The following is a 14163-nucleotide window of genomic DNA, read 5'->3' on the forward strand; positions in this document are numbered from 1 at the left end:
GATCCGGACGCATCATCAAAGCTTGAATAACATCCAAAGCGGATGTTACATATGGCAGCTTCCGGAGGGGGGGTTCAGCACCCATTCCAGCATCATGATCATATCATCCAGCGTTCATGCTAAGATGATTATAACAAATGACAGGGGCGCAATAACCGTCCTGAACTTTGATGGAGGTCTAACAATGAAAGGGAAACAAGCGGCGGGTTACCGCGCTGTTGATTGGGTAGAGGACGGCATGACCATTGGACTCGGGACGGGTTCAACCGCGTACTGGGCTATTCAGCGCATTGGCGAGCGTGTAAAGGAGGGGCTCAAGATCCGGACGGTGGCCACCTCGAAGGCTTCGGAGAAATTGGCAAGGGAGCTGAATATTCCTTTGTTTTCGGCAGCGGACATACCGTGGATTGACTTGACCATTGACGGCGCGGACGAGGTCGATCCTCAAATGAACCTGATCAAGGGCGGAGGCGGAGCGCTCTTCAGAGAGAAAATGGTTGCGCTTCAAAGCGATCGGCTAATTGTCGTGGCCGACGACGCCAAGGAGATATCCGTGCTTGGGACGTTCAAGCTGCCGATTGAAGTGGTTCCTTTTGCCAGTGAATGGACTTTTCGGAACCTGCAAAAGCGCTATGATGTCCCGCTTGAATTTCGCCGGCAGGAAGAAGGTATCTACATCACGGATAACGGAAATTATATTATTGACGCCGCATTTGGTAGAATTGACGATCCAAAAAAGCTTGCTGCCGAGCTTAAGTCAATAACGGGAGTGGTCGATCACGGGTTGTTCGTTGAGATGGCCGAAACGACGGTAATTGGCCATGAAGACGGCACGGTGTCGATTCGCCATAAGTCCTAAAACCGGCCTGTTACCGCTCGGGAGGGTGCGCCCTAAGATGTTTTGAAATCAAAGTACTCAGGAGGGATTCCATTGCTTATCGATGCAAAACCAAGCCTTACAACTCTTGAAGTTCGTGAACTGCTCCAGTTGGCTGTACATGAAGATGCAAGTGCTCTTGCTGCCGCCACAGAAATGTATGGCTCCGAGGAAAGCGGTTGTCTGCTCCGCCTATATCAAGAAGAAGGCGAAACGATCGGGCTAATCGGGTTCGAGATGAATGCTGCCGGTACGTTGATTATCCGCCATATTAGCGTGTATCCCGAGTTTCGCAATCAAGGATTTGGCCGCGGTTTGATTCTTGAGGCGCTCATGGAGCAATCTCCCGATACGATTGCGGCAGAAGTGGATGAAGAGGCTGCGGACTTTTATCGGAATATAGGCTTCACTGTAACCAGTGTGGGTCCGGATCATTCCGGCAACGAGCGGTTCAAGTGCATGTACCATGCCGTGGAAAGCGAAGATGAATACTGACCCGGCTTGAACATAAATAATGAAAATAGATCCAGCCCGCAGATACGGGATGGATCTATTTGTGTGCAAATACGATTAAAGCGTCAGTCTCTTGAAAAAGCTGCGAAGCGCCCAGCCTCTTTCCTGGCGCTTTTTGTATTTCGGCAGCAGCCGGTAAACGGTAATGGATTCGGTAAAGGCTGCCCGGGCCTCGTTCTTCTGGCTCAAAGCGTGATACACCGTGCCAAGCAGATAATAAGCTTCACTCGAGGAAGATTGGATACGGCGGAACTGCTCGGCGTACTTGATCGCTTTCGCCGAATCTTTGGCCTTGAAGGCGGCAGCCAGCTTCAGATAGGGCTGCCCGTATTTCACCCGGTCATTCAGCTGCAGCGCCTTTAACATGCGTTGTTCGCCCTCCTGCAGATCCCCCAAACCGATGGCAGCTTCCCCAAAGTCCGCCCAGAACTCAGCGGAATCCTCGGAGTAAGCCAGCACCTCTTCCAGCAGAGCGGCTGCTTCGCGATATTTTTTGCGTTCCATCAGCAGCCTTGCCAGCTCCCGCTTGGAAGAAACGTCATGCGGGCTTAAAGAGATTTGCTGTCTTAATCTCGATATGCTGCGCATTCTTTTGAGCGGCTTGCCCAGACTGGGGAAGATGCCGACAAATCTTCGGTCAAGCGCGTACAGAATAACCAGAAAAATGATAATCGCAAGGAAAGGGTTGCCTACAAGCCACCAAATAAAAGTGAAAATCAGAATCTTGGTCATTCAGATCCTCCGAATACATAATTTAGTAGCTATTATATCATATTTTGAAAGCTCGGCGCTTTTTTAGCTCAGAGCTTTAAGGCCGAATGAGCAGAACGCCTGCACATGATGATTTCTGGACATACTCCACATTAAGCCCCGCTCGAATTAATGGCGGCACCATATCCTCTGCTGTCATATAGTATTCGTCACGATCCCAGCTGTCTCCGGCCGAACGCTTGCATTCGTAAAGATCCTGCCTGGTTTGAAAAGCGATATCCGCAACGATCAACAGTCCGCCCTGTTCCAGCAGCCCTGCAAGCTCGCGGATAAGCTCTATTTTTCGTACATCATCTACATGATGAAGAGCATAGGAGGATACAATGAAGCGAAATCTTTGGGTCAGCAGCGGTTCCGGCAGACTGCCGCTGAAATCGCCTATGAAGAAACGGCCTTCAGGCATTCGTTCCCGCGCGATGCGGATCATCTCCTCGGAAAAATCAAGTCCAAATATCGTATGCCCCTTTTGATACAATTTATGGGTCAATTTCCCCGTTCCAATACCGATATCCAGGATTTGAACTTTATCATCTTCCGGAATCAGGCTCTGAACAAAAAGAAGCACATCATCATATCCGTCAAACGGATATCCTTTGTTTGCTTCAATCGTCTCTTCATATTTTTCCGCCCAATTGTCAAATCCTTTGTTGTCGAGCATGGTCATTCTCCTTCACTGCAAAATTTCTAAAATCAATATAGCATAGTGAGTTTTAAGCGGCTTTGGTAGAAAACGATTATATTCAAAATAGGTCTCCCGATTTTGTCTGAATGAACGCAATTTATCTGCCAATTCCGGAATTCCGCCTAATCAATAGTATTCATAGTCACTTGATGGAGCTTGTAAAAAAAATCCTTTAGATTTAAAATGAGCAAGTATTAGATTTTAAAATTTGGAATATGTCTTCGTCAGACGATTCTACACACTTGCACTCGTAAAGGAGTTTTGTACAATGGCAAACTTTGCAAGATCCGTTACTTCTCCAAAGAAATTCATTAACGGTCACGATTTGCTCAGCAATTTGAACGAGCATATCAAAGATTATGGCGATAATGCCTATGTAATTTGCGATGAATTCATTCTGGAACGCGCGAAGAAAGAAGCGGGGGATTCCATTACGTCAGCCGGGAATAAGGCGACCTTTGAAAAGTTCAACTATGAATGCACCAAAGAGGAAATTGAACGCAACCGCGAACTGGCCCGCAAGGCCGGAGCAAATATTATTGTTGGCATCGGCGGCGGTAAAACGCTGGACACAGCCAAAGCGACAGCTTACTATGAGAAGCTTCCTGTCGTCATTTTCCCTACTATTGCTTCCACAGACGCGCCATGTACAGCCCTTGCTGTTATTTATAAAAAAGACGGTTCTTTCGATGAATATCTGTTTCTGCCAAGCAACCCGGATGTCGTGCTGGCGGATACGGGTATTTTGGCGTCCGCACCTTCCCGTTTCTTCGCTGCAGGAATCGGTGATGCTCTCGCTACATATTTTGAAGCGCGCGCATGTTACGCCTCGAACGGCGACAATCTTGTCCTGATGAAGCCTTCGACAACCGGTCTGGGGATTGCCCGCCTCTGCTATGAAGCTTTGCTCGCAAATGCCGCCCATGCCAAACGCGCGGTAGACCAAAAGGTGTACACCCGCGCAGTGGAGGAAACGATTGAAGCGACCATTTATTTGAGCGGCGTTGGCGCGGAATCCGGCGGTCTGGCTGCAGCTCATGCCATTCATAACGGGATGACTGCGGTTCCTTCCCTCCACAAAGCGCAGCATGGAGAGAAAGTAACCTTCGGCCTTCTGGCTCAACTGGTGCTGGAAAATGCGCCGACGGAAGAGCTGGAAACGGTCATTAAACTTGTCAAGGATGTAGGACTTCCTCTGACGCTTGAAGATCTGGGCTGCACGGAGTTTATTGAATCCGAATGGCGCCAGGTAGCCGAAGCGGCATGCGCGCAAGGGGATACCATGGGCAATATGCCATTCCCGGTTACCCCTGACGATGTTTACAATGCGATTGTTGCCGCCAACGCGATTGCAAAGAGTTATAAATAAAATTAAGCGCACCTTAACAAGGGGGCCCTTTAAGCCGGTATTATACCGGGCTATAAGGGCCCTTTGCTTTGAGAGCTGTGTATTATGCTTGAATTTCCGCCTGTACGTCACGGATAATACGGTATGAGGAGGGACTTATATGGTTAACATTCGCGGAATCAAGCCGGAACGAGTAAAGGCGCACGAGTTCTACAAGGCAAACGGTTTTGAAATCACGGGATACCGATTTGTAAAACGGCTGTAAGATGAGCAGGCCATCAGTTAATATTTGCTATATAAAGACGATAATTGAAGATCATATTATAATAGTAATAGATGATTTGTAAAAGAACAGGCGGACAGGTGCGAAGTACAGTCAGTGATTTGCGAACTAATGACGAGGAGAGGTTAGCTATCCTTATTTCTTTTTTGTTAAGCCTTTTATTTTACCGCGATCCGGCTGTTCCGTTCAGCAAAGAAGAGGAAGCAGCCTACCGAAAAATATGGGAAGAAGCCGTAAGCCGGAATGGCGGGCAAATTTTATATGAAAGCCCATTTCCCAAGCACCGTTTTCTACAATACCTTTCGCACAGCAAGCCGGTTTTGTTTCACGGTTCCAACTATAAAGAGATCGCTCAGTTTGAACCGCGGCGGCAGACGCTTTACAACGGTGAATATGTGGATGCCGTATTCTCCACCAGCGACGGAATCTGGCCCATATTTTATGCGGTGTTTGATAGACATAAACTTGTTGGAAATTTCCGTAACGGCTGCCTTGAAGCAGGCCGCACTAACCATCGGTTTTATTTCTTCTCATTGAGCGATGAATCCATACATCAAGAGCCTTGGACGGAGGGCATGGTTTACATATTGCCGAGAGAGCCGTTTGACAAAGCGGGAAGAGGGCTTGTATTCTTTGATGAATGGATCAGCAAGGAACCCGTCCGGCCTTTGTTTCGGCTGAAGGTAAGTCCTGACGATTTTATTTTTCGCGATAAAGTATCCAGCCATGAAAGCCGGGAACCGCTGATTAAGACAATGATTCTTTACAAGCTCAGAACGATATGGAATCGTTAATGAAATACTACTAAAGGTTGAATTGCATGAACAACAAGAATCGGAATCCCGGAAAGATTCGTCTCACTACGCTTTTTTCAGGTGTTGTCGCATTGGCAGTGATTTTAACTTCGGTTACAGCAGTAGCGGCTTCTTACAAAACGCAAAGAGAACATTTATATGCCAGAACACTTGAGATGGATTATTCTGCGGCTAACAGAATGAGCATTACAATGAATACATTATTTAGTTCCATGAAGAAAGGCCTCGAAACGCTGGCCAATGAATTCAGTGAAGTCGACCCTGCGAGGCAATCGCAGGAGATTCAGAGCAAACTTGATTTTTTTAATAGCAGCAATAATTATTTCAACTCCGTAACGTGGACGAGCGAACAGGGATATGTGCTAAAGACTACTCCTTCCAATCTGAACCTTGAAGGCAAGCGGCTTCAAACTGAGCCGACCAATGAAGCATTGACTTCTAAAAAACCGACTCTTTCCGTGCCTTATATCGGTGCAACCGGCCGTCTGATTGTATTAATGACTGAGCCCGTCTTTAACAAGCAAGGGGTCTATAAAGGATTTATTGGCGGCACCATCTATCTTGAGGAAAATAATATTCTGGACAGCATCTTCGGAGTGAATAGGATCGACCGAACAGGATCTTATTTCTTGATTGTGGATTCAACCGGAAAACTGATCTATCATCCTGAGCAAAACCTGCTAGGCAAAGATCTCAGCGATAATCAAGTTGTGCAAAAATTGATTCAAGGGCAAAGCGGCAAAGAATCTGTAGTCAATTCTTTTGGAGTTCCTTTTTTGGCGGGGTATTCCACGGTCGCTCACAACCAATGGGGGATTATTGTCCAGACTCCGATCAGCATGGTTATAAGGCAGCAAAACGAGCAAGTCTCCAAAATGCTCATGATCATGCTCCCCTCCTTTCTATTTCTGATGTGTTTAACAATATTTATGGCCCGCAAAGTTGCAGCACCGTTTGTATTCCTGGCCAATTTTGTCGGCAAGGCCGCAAGCAGTAAGGAAAAACTGCCTATCCCGCTTGAAAAAAATCATTGGAACTGGGAGGCTGATCTATTAACCAAAACCGTATTGCATTCAATCAGCGAAATGCAGCAGCAAAGCGAGCGCTTGAATGATTCGGCCAGAAAGGATCCGCTTACCGGTTTGATGAACAGAAGGTCTTTTGAAGAGTTTTGCGCTGTTTTTGATCAAAACGGACAGCCCTTTTCTCTGTTGATTCTCGATATAGACCGGTTTAAATATGTGAATGATACTTTCGGTCATCTGGCCGGTGATGAGGTGCTGAAATTTTTATCGCAGAAGATTCTTTCGTCGGTTCGGGCTGAGGATTTATGCTTTCGCTTCGGCGGGGAAGAATTTATTGTCATCCTTCCGAATACCCGATTAAGCAAAGCCTTTCTCACCGCGGAACGCATTAGAAAAGATGTCGAAAGGTCGGATACTCTCCCAATCGGCAGACCAGTCACAGTGTCCATAGGCATAGCCGAATATCCGGCTCAGTCCAGCGATTTCCAGGAGCTGTTTGAAATGGCCGACAAAGCTCTATACAGAGCGAAAGAGGAAGGAAGAAACAGGACGATTGTTTCGAACTGTGGGAATTCGGATTAAGCCCCGGGTATCTCGTTAACAACTGGGAAAGAGAGTACAAATCGGCTGCGACGGTAAATAGGCCCGCTAACCTTTAATGGTAGACGGGCTTATTTTATTTCCGCAAGCAATTCCCTAGAGTCATTGTTCACGTTGCCTACCATCTGCGATACCGGGTAAGCTCTCATCTTGCTAGCATTATAGGGCTTAAGCAGTTGCTTAAGCGAAAGTACATCATTGTTCCCTCGATCGAGCCACTCAGCCTCGTCCTCCGGCCGAAGAATGACCGGCATGCGGTCATGGATGTCAGCCATAAGGCTGTTGGGCTCGGTTGTGATGATCGTACAGGTGCTCAGTTTGTTTCCTTCCGGACCCATCCAAATGTCAAAGAGCCCGGCCAGAGAGAATATACCTCCGTCACGCATCAGGATTCTGAACGGTTGTTTCTTGTTACCTTCCTGTTTCCATTCATAGAACCCGTCTGCCGGAATGATGCAGCGTCGAGAGGATAGCAGTCTCTTAAATGCCGGTTTTTCTGTCAGAGTCTCGGCCCGGGCATTTATCATCTTGCTGCCGATCTTGTCGTCCTGAGACCAAGAGGGAACCAGCCCCCAGCGGAGTACACCCAGGCGGTTTCCGCCCGAACTGCCAATGGCTGCGGGGATTTGCTGCATTGGGGCAACATTATACCTTGGTGCAAAATCCAATATAGTCGATACCTGAATGAGATACCTTAGCCTGATTTCTTCAACGGGAACTGTTACAGTAAAACGTCCGCACATACTAAAGTCTCCTTAGAGTGTTTGTTTATATTCTAAGACAAAGATCGATTTATATAAAATAAGAGGGGGCATATTTTGCTCGAGAGGGATTATTAACGTCTATGATTGCTAGAATTTGAAGATAGCTTTTTTCGATCCGGTGCCGCGCGCATCGGATTTTTTATATGCGCATAGAGCGCTGTTGTTTCGTCCCGATTAAGTACGATAACAATTGGTCATCAACGCACAAAAAAAGGACAAAAGCCTTTGTAAAAATCCTTGATACAAAGGCTTTTGTCCGGGCGCCCCTTGCGGGACGCCCATCATGGGAGAGGAGAAACCGGATGAAGAGCTTATGGGGAAACGTAAGTCTTCTCCGCGGTTGTCTACGACATTTGGTGATGTCGATACCTTCATTATGTCCGGGAGCATCCGAAATATACACTGAGCGCCAAAAAAAGGAGGGCCGCCCGGATTCTATTTTTCAAGCGGCACCTGATGTGGTACGATAACGACATAAATTACGGACACGGCATGTGGCGAATGGACAAGGAGAGAAGCAGATTTGCGTGTAATTTCAGGAAGCGCCCGGGGAAGGGCGCTTAAAGCCGTCCCCGGCATGGGGACAAGGCCGACTACGGATAAAGTAAAAGAGGCGATTTTCAGCATAATCGGTCCGTATTTTGAGGGCGGAAATGTACTCGACCTGTTCGCCGGAACCGGCGGACTCGGGATCGAAGCGCTTAGCAGAGGCATGACGAAAGGCATTTTCGTGGATCTGGAGTACAAGGCCATCGAGACGGTCAAGCACAATCTTAAGCAGGCGGGCTTCTCAGATAAAGCCGAAGTGTACAAAAATGAAGCGGAGCGCGCGCTGCGCGCCTTGGCCAAACGTGAAATAGGCTTTGATCTTGTGTTTCTGGATCCCCCTTACAGGCTAAAGCATGGAGACAAGCTTATGCTCCAGATGGAGGAGCTGGGACTGGTCTCGATTGGCACCGCTATAGTGCTGGAATATGAATCATCTTATGAGTATCCCGAAACGGTCGGAGGGTTTACGCTTACGCGTAAGGCCGTTTATGGCGAAACCGCAGTTTCCATCTATCGGTATGAGGCTGCGGAGGCAGAAGGAGCAAGCAGTGGAGAGGAGATTTTATGAGCAGCGAAGTAAGGAATGTTACAGAGAAAACAAGTGCCTTGAGGGTGGCCGTATACCCCGGAAGCTTTGATCCGGTGACCAAAGGGCATATGGATATAATCCAGCGGGCAGCCCGTCAGTTCGACCATTTGATCGTGGCCGTGCTGAACAATTTAAGCAAAAACCCGCTGTTTAGCGTTGAAGAAAGGAAAGAACTGCTGAGGCAATCCACCCGGCATTTGCCTAACGTCGAGATTGACGGCTTTCGGGGATTGCTTGTCGATTATGTGCGTGAGAAACAGGCCAACGTGATCGTGAAAGGGGTAAGATCGGTTACGGATTTTGAATATGAGCTTCAGATGGCGTCGATCAATCACAAGCTTGACAGCGAAGTGGAAACGATCTTCATGATGACGAATCCGAAATATTCTTATTTGAGCTCAAGCGTCGTCAAAGAGATCGCGATGTTTGGCGGAGATGTTGTCGATTTGGTTACGCCGGAAGTGGAAGCCGCATTGAAGCTCAAGATGGAAGAGCGGGCTAAAGGCTCCAATCAATAAGAAGCTTTTTTGGCTTTCTGCTGGTTTCCGATTAGTGCTGATGCGCAATGCGGCGCCACAGAAGGGCGAAGGCAATAAGCGCTCCGAGAAGCAGGACGAACAAAATCGTTTGCCAGCCGAGCATCGCAAAGGACTGGTGCCAGTTTGGAAACAGCAATCCGCTGTTTGCGGGATGGATGCTATTTTGATCTTTGTAGGCAGCAACCGTGTTCGGGAAAAGCGCGGTTACGGGATTCCAGACCAGCAAGGTGAGGATGTAGGCGTAAGAACCGTGCATCATTCTGGTGAACAGAAAGCCGCGGCTCGAAATTCCGGCAGGCTTCAGGGCGGCTCTGACTTGAAAATAGCTGCAAAGCCCGCCCCAGCCGAGTCCCGCACCCAGAAATGCGGCTTGCATGGCGGGAGAAGACAATCCGGCTTCCGCGATTCTAAAGCTTCCAAGGTGAACTTCCAATAAGGCAGGGATGATGAAATCCGGAAACCATCCGGGCAGACCGCGGGAAATGACCTGAACGACCAAGGCGAAAATAAGGATATAGCCCCCAACGCCCATCAAGGTTTGAACGGAAGACGAGACAGTGTCGCCGAGAAGCTTGCCAAAGCTTCGACCGTCAAGCCGCCTGGCGTCTTCCATGCTGCGGAAGGTTCTCCGAAGCAGGGAGGCGTTAGAAGCAGAACGCCCGGGGAGAGGGAGGTCATTTTTTTCGGAATGGTCAAAAAGAGCACCGGTGACTCCTGCGGCAAGGCCTGCCGCAATATGGATAACGGCAAGCAGCACGCCGAGAGCCGGCGTATGTAAGAATCCCGTGCCGATGACGACAATCAGCAGCATCGGATTGCAGAAATGGGCCGCTGCGGCCAGCCTGGACGCCGAAGCCGCCGACAGGCGCCCCTGCCCGTGCAGCTTGGCGGCAGCTTCGGCGGCAGCCGGAAAGCCGGCGATCAAACCGAGAGGAAGAATATATCCGCCTTCCCCAGGGATTCGAAGCGCCCGGCGCAGCAGCGGGTCCAGCAGTGTGCCGAGGGCGTGAACCAGCCCGTAAGCGACAAGCAGCTCGGTCAAAACCAGAAAGGGCAGCAAGGCGGGAAATACAATGTGCCACCAAACCGAAAGCCCCTGCAGAGTGGCGTCAAAGGCCCGCCCCGGATCGTAGATGATGCAAATGACGAGAGAGGCAGCGGAGAGACCCAGCCAGACGGTATTCCAAAGGGAAGCTTGTTTGAGGGGGCGTTCAGCGAATTTATTCATGTTCAGCACCTCTTGAATAATGAATGGGATATGGACGTACTATGGATAAGGCGTTTCTTTTTCAGGCGGGAGGCAGAAGATCCAGCAGGGCTAGTACGATTTTATGCGACCGGCAGGGTGAACAGACCAGACCTTTCGAGGAGCGGGCGAAAGCGGATAACGTCCTTAATGGTAGTACAGACTTTTTTAGGTTGACTATCATACCCGGCTTTAGACACGGAGGAGAGAGCGGCGTGAAAAGAAAGGGATGGAAGTTTTTACGGCCCACGATTGCGGGAGCAGCGTTTATTCTGATTGTGTATGTGCTCGTGTTTATGCCGTTGCCTTATATCATCTATCAGCCCGGAACGGCTGAGGAGATCAAGCCGATGATTACGATTGCGGATGGGGATACGGAGGAACAAGGGGCATTCATGCTTACGACGGTTTCTTCCAGGTATGCGAACGCAGCCTGGTATCTGGCGGCGAAGCTGGATAAAAATGCGGAGATTGATCCAAAGCCAAAGCGCAATGAGAAGGAATATGCTACGGAGCAAGTGTTTTACATGACAGGTTCGCAATCGAATGCGATGGAAGCCGCGTATAAAAAAGCGGGTGTAAAATACAGCATTGAACCGCAGTATATTTTTGTCATAGGCCATGTGAAGAATGTAGCCTCCAAAGGCGATTTCAGGGCCAATGACGTGATTGTCAGCGTAGACGGCACCGAAGTGAAGAGTCTCGACTCCCTCGTCAGCCTGCTTGGAGCCAAGAAGCCCGGCGACCATGTTCAGGTCAAGCTGAAAAGGGACGGCACCGAGCTGGATGAGAACGTGGAGCTCATTACGTTAAAGGACGATCAGACCGGAAAGACCAGGGCAGGACTTGGCATTACGATCGGGGAATTTAGAAAGGTGGTCAGCGCGGACGGCGGAAAACAGGTTCAATTCGCGAAAACCGATATTGGAGGTCCTTCCGCAGGGCTGATGTTCACCCTCGAAATTTATAACAGGCTGACCCCGGGTGATTTAAGCAAAGGCCACCGGATTGCCGGAACGGGAACGATGTCGCCGGACGGAACCGTAGGCCCGATCGGCGGAGTCCAGTTCAAGGTGGTAGCCGCTGACCGCGAAAAAGCGGAGATTTTCTTTGTGCCTGAGGACAATTACGAAACAGCCAAGCAAAAAGCAGACAGCATCGGAACAGCGATGAAGATTGTTCCCGTTCAAACCGTTGACGACGCGCTTAAGTATTTGAACAATCTTGAGCCTGCACCCTGATCGGAGCCTGTCGGAAATCCCGGAACAGCTCATACGTTCCGGCTCCCGGCAAAGCGTTGGCGTAAAGGGATGCGGCGCGGATGTCGAGGGCTAAGCCGACATAAGGCTGACCGGCCGCTCGGGTTACAACCGGCAGGGTGGCCGACTGTTTCATCTGTTTCAGCAGCTCGCGGCCCTTGGGGCCAAAGCCCAGCACTCGGATACAGTCAGGCCCTTTGGCCAGAGCGGCCGGGGACATAACTTCACGCTTATGGCCGAGCAAAATGTGCGCAAGCATGCGCTGGAGCTTGGTCCGGGTGTAGCGCCGCGTCTTCAGGCCTTCCAGCAGCGCTACGACCGTCGGCTCGCGCAAAGCCGGCAAAACCTTGTGGAGGCGGTACTCGAGCCCTTCCGTCACTTCATGCAGCTCTGCCAGCTCCCGGGGGGAGCGCTGCAGCAGGGCATGGAACAAGGGAGCACGAAAGTGCTCCCACGTCACCGGACCGCGGCCGGCCGCGAATTCGCGGGCGAGCACATCCGCGGTGAAGGCGGGGATGTAAGGCCGGGCGGCGTCCAGCCCGCCCGGGGAGAGAAGCAGCCGGCGGACAGCGGTCGCGCTGGCGAGCGCGCCTTCGCCGGGCTCCGCGTCGTGGTACCCGGCCCCCAGGCGCGGGATCGACGCGGGGTTGATCGCGCTACTCAGCCGCTTTAGCGCGATCAGGTAATGCAGCCCGAGAGTGTTGTTGGGCTGCATCAGCATTTCGCGCGCGCTGCCGCCGGCCGGCGCGCCAGGGTTCGCGGCGGCGAGCCGTTCCGCCGCCGCGGCAAAAGCGGCGGGGTAGCTTGCCCCGCCGGCCAGTTCCCCCGAGAGCGCGGCTTTCAGCTCGCCGCGCTCGTCTTCGAGCATCTCCGCCAGCGGCAGGAGATGCTCGAGGCCGCCCGCCTCGGTGCCGAAGCACAGGTGGGTGACGGCGCCGGTCGCAGCCAGCAGCGACACCGCTCCGAAAGCGAACCACTCGGCGGGCTGCACCGCATAGGACACGGGCAGCTCGAGCACGAGATCCGCGCCCATATGCAGCGCCATCTCCGCGCGTGCCCATTTGTCCACAATGGCGGGCTCGCCGCGCTGCAGAAAGCAGCCGCTCATGACAGCAATCGCGCTGTCCGCGCCGGTGACGCGCTTCGCTTCATGGAAATGATGGATATGCCCGTTGTGAAGCGGGTTATATTCGACAATCAAACCGACAGTGCTCAAGTTCATGACATCCTTCCGGTTAGGGACCTTATAGACCGCTTGTTTTGCTGCGGTTTTCCCGATCTTTTGAGGTATTTGTACTATAGCACGATAAATCGGTACCTGGAAATACGTCTAGAGCGCAGCTCTTTGCGGCATGCTATCATAAGTCATATCAAGAGAAAATCTTGACAAAACTTTGATGTGATCGGTATAATTATTTTTGTTTGTTTGGAGTGATGACTATGCACTTTCAATTCCGAAAAGCAGCATCCGCCGAAGGGCCGATAAAGTTCCGTGAGTCTTTGGATGTTTCGGAGATGATCAAGGGTCGTAAAGATATAACCGGAATCAGTCCGCTAACCGCTGATCTCCAGGCTTTTTCAGCCGGGGAAGGTATGGTGGACGTGAAAGGCGCTTTGACCGCGGAGCTGAATGTGGCCTGCTCAAGATGCCTGACTCCTGTGAATCGAAAGATCGACATCGACTTTGAGGAACGTTTTGTACATGGACAGGAACCCGAGGAAGAAGAGGACATAGATGACGATGTCAATTATGTTTCTGACGAGAGTGTGGATCTCGTTCCTTACTTGGAAGAAAGTCTGATGCTGAATCTTCCTTTGGCCGTTGTCTGCAAAGATGACTGCAAAGGGCTTTGTCCGGTATGCGGAGTCAATCGCAACGAGCAGGATTGCAGCTGTGATACGGCTGTAGTCGATCCGCGGCTGGCAGCACTCAAAGATTTTTTTAAATGAAAAATGAATGACAGACACCTATAGGGTTGACTTGAATAAGGAGGTGGGAACATGGCAGTACCTCAACGGAGAACGTCCAAAACGCGCCGCGACAAACGCCGCACGCATTTCAAATTGGCTGTACCGGGTATGGTAAAATGTGAACAATGCGGAGAATTGAAGCTTGCTCACCACGTATGCAAAGTTTGCGGAACATACAAAGCAAGAGAAATTATCAAAGCGTAAAGCCTGGCAAGTTTGAAAGATCGGGCTTTGCTCCCGCTAGTGCAATCGGCATAAGTCCGGGTATCATCCCGCGCACCTTTGCGATGCTATTTAAAGTAGTACTTCATCTTTGGTGGAGTGCTATTTTT

At 50.4% G+C, this 14163-nt stretch carries 15 protein-coding genes; 10 read left to right on the forward strand and 5 right to left on the reverse strand.

What is annotated here, in order from left to right; genetic code table 11:
* Positions 1-184 precede the first annotated feature (184 nt).
* Both rpiA and K7397_RS04330 read left to right on the forward strand, forming a co-directional pair.
* Entirely contained in the window at positions 185-859 is a 675-nt protein-coding gene (gene rpiA / locus K7397_RS04325; protein WP_223066719.1) for a ribose-5-phosphate isomerase RpiA, read from the forward strand.
* 72 nt (positions 860-931) lie between these two features.
* A complete protein-coding gene (locus tag K7397_RS04330; RefSeq protein ID WP_237690670.1) occupies positions 932-1372 on the forward strand; it encodes a GNAT family N-acetyltransferase in 441 nt (146 codons plus the stop codon).
* 75 nt (positions 1373-1447) lie between these two features.
* Here K7397_RS04330 and K7397_RS04335 read toward each other — a convergent pair whose 3' ends face one another.
* Both K7397_RS04335 and K7397_RS04340 read right to left on the reverse strand, forming a co-directional pair.
* A complete protein-coding gene (locus K7397_RS04335; protein WP_223066720.1) occupies positions 1448-2122 on the reverse strand; it encodes a tetratricopeptide repeat protein in 675 nt (224 codons plus the stop codon).
* A 76-nt stretch (positions 2123-2198) separates the two neighbouring features.
* Positions 2199-2819, reverse strand: coding sequence for a class I SAM-dependent methyltransferase (locus K7397_RS04340; RefSeq protein WP_223066721.1), 621 nt, complete (start codon positions 2817-2819; stop codon positions 2199-2201).
* A 292-nt stretch (positions 2820-3111) separates the two neighbouring features.
* Between K7397_RS04340 and K7397_RS04345 the strand changes: the two genes are divergently transcribed.
* From K7397_RS04345 to K7397_RS04360, 3 genes are all read left to right on the forward strand, one after another.
* Positions 3112-4212 (forward strand): glycerol dehydrogenase, encoded by a 1101-nt coding sequence (locus tag K7397_RS04345; RefSeq protein WP_223066722.1) that lies wholly within the window; start codon positions 3112-3114, stop codon positions 4210-4212.
* Positions 4213-4554: 342 nt separating this feature from the next.
* Positions 4555-5268: a hypothetical protein gene (locus K7397_RS04355; RefSeq protein ID WP_223066723.1), complete on the forward strand. Its 714-nt coding sequence runs from the start codon at positions 4555-4557 to the stop codon at positions 5266-5268.
* A 200-nt stretch (positions 5269-5468) separates the two neighbouring features.
* Positions 5469-6896 (forward strand): sensor domain-containing diguanylate cyclase, encoded by a 1428-nt coding sequence (locus K7397_RS04360; protein WP_420488751.1) that lies wholly within the window; start codon positions 5469-5471, stop codon positions 6894-6896.
* Between the two features lie 89 nt (positions 6897-6985).
* On the opposite strand, the gene K7397_RS04365 is transcribed toward K7397_RS04360, so the two are convergent.
* A complete protein-coding gene (locus K7397_RS04365; RefSeq protein ID WP_223066725.1) occupies positions 6986-7657 on the reverse strand; it encodes an SOS response-associated peptidase in 672 nt (223 codons plus the stop codon).
* A gap of 544 nt (positions 7658-8201) precedes the next feature.
* Here K7397_RS04365 and rsmD point away from each other — a divergent pair.
* The gene (gene rsmD, locus K7397_RS04370) at positions 8202-8795 is read left to right on the forward strand and encodes a 16S rRNA (guanine(966)-N(2))-methyltransferase RsmD (RefSeq protein ID WP_223066726.1); all 594 of its coding nucleotides are present in this window, start codon (positions 8202-8204) and stop codon (positions 8793-8795) included.
* Positions 8792-9334 carry a pantetheine-phosphate adenylyltransferase gene (gene coaD, locus K7397_RS04375; protein WP_223066727.1) on the forward strand — a complete coding sequence of 181 codons (543 nt, stop codon included), beginning with the start codon at positions 8792-8794 and terminating at the stop codon, positions 9332-9334. Before rsmD ends, coaD begins: the two co-directional genes overlap by 4 nt.
* 31 nt (positions 9335-9365) lie before the next feature.
* Here coaD and K7397_RS04380 read toward each other — a convergent pair whose 3' ends face one another.
* Entirely contained in the window at positions 9366-10583 is a 1218-nt protein-coding gene (locus K7397_RS04380; protein WP_223066728.1) for a nucleoside recognition domain-containing protein, read from the reverse strand.
* A gap of 233 nt (positions 10584-10816) precedes the next feature.
* Here K7397_RS04380 and K7397_RS04385 point away from each other — a divergent pair, with 233 nt between their 5' ends.
* Complete coding sequence (locus K7397_RS04385) at positions 10817-11842, forward strand: SepM family pheromone-processing serine protease (RefSeq protein ID WP_337926670.1); 1026 nt, start codon at positions 10817-10819, stop codon at positions 11840-11842.
* Here K7397_RS04385 and K7397_RS04390 read toward each other — a convergent pair.
* Entirely contained in the window at positions 11808-13076 is a 1269-nt protein-coding gene (locus K7397_RS04390) for a nucleotidyltransferase (RefSeq protein ID WP_223066729.1), read from the reverse strand. The genes K7397_RS04385 and K7397_RS04390 overlap by 35 nt on opposite strands.
* 224 nt (positions 13077-13300) lie before the next feature.
* Here K7397_RS04390 and K7397_RS04395 point away from each other — a divergent pair, with 224 nt between their 5' ends.
* Together K7397_RS04395 and rpmF are read left to right on the forward strand one after the other, a co-directional pair.
* Positions 13301-13810 carry a YceD family protein gene (locus K7397_RS04395; protein ID WP_223066730.1) on the forward strand — a complete coding sequence of 170 codons (510 nt, stop codon included), beginning with the start codon at positions 13301-13303 and terminating at the stop codon, positions 13808-13810.
* A gap of 51 nt (positions 13811-13861) precedes the next feature.
* Entirely contained in the window at positions 13862-14035 is a 174-nt protein-coding gene (rpmF, locus tag K7397_RS04400; RefSeq protein WP_082926944.1) for a 50S ribosomal protein L32, read from the forward strand.
* Positions 14036-14163 lie beyond the last annotated feature (128 nt).

The organism is Paenibacillus caui (genome assembly GCF_019904135.1).
Lineage (GTDB): Bacteria > Bacillota > Bacilli > Paenibacillales > Paenibacillaceae > Fontibacillus > Fontibacillus caui.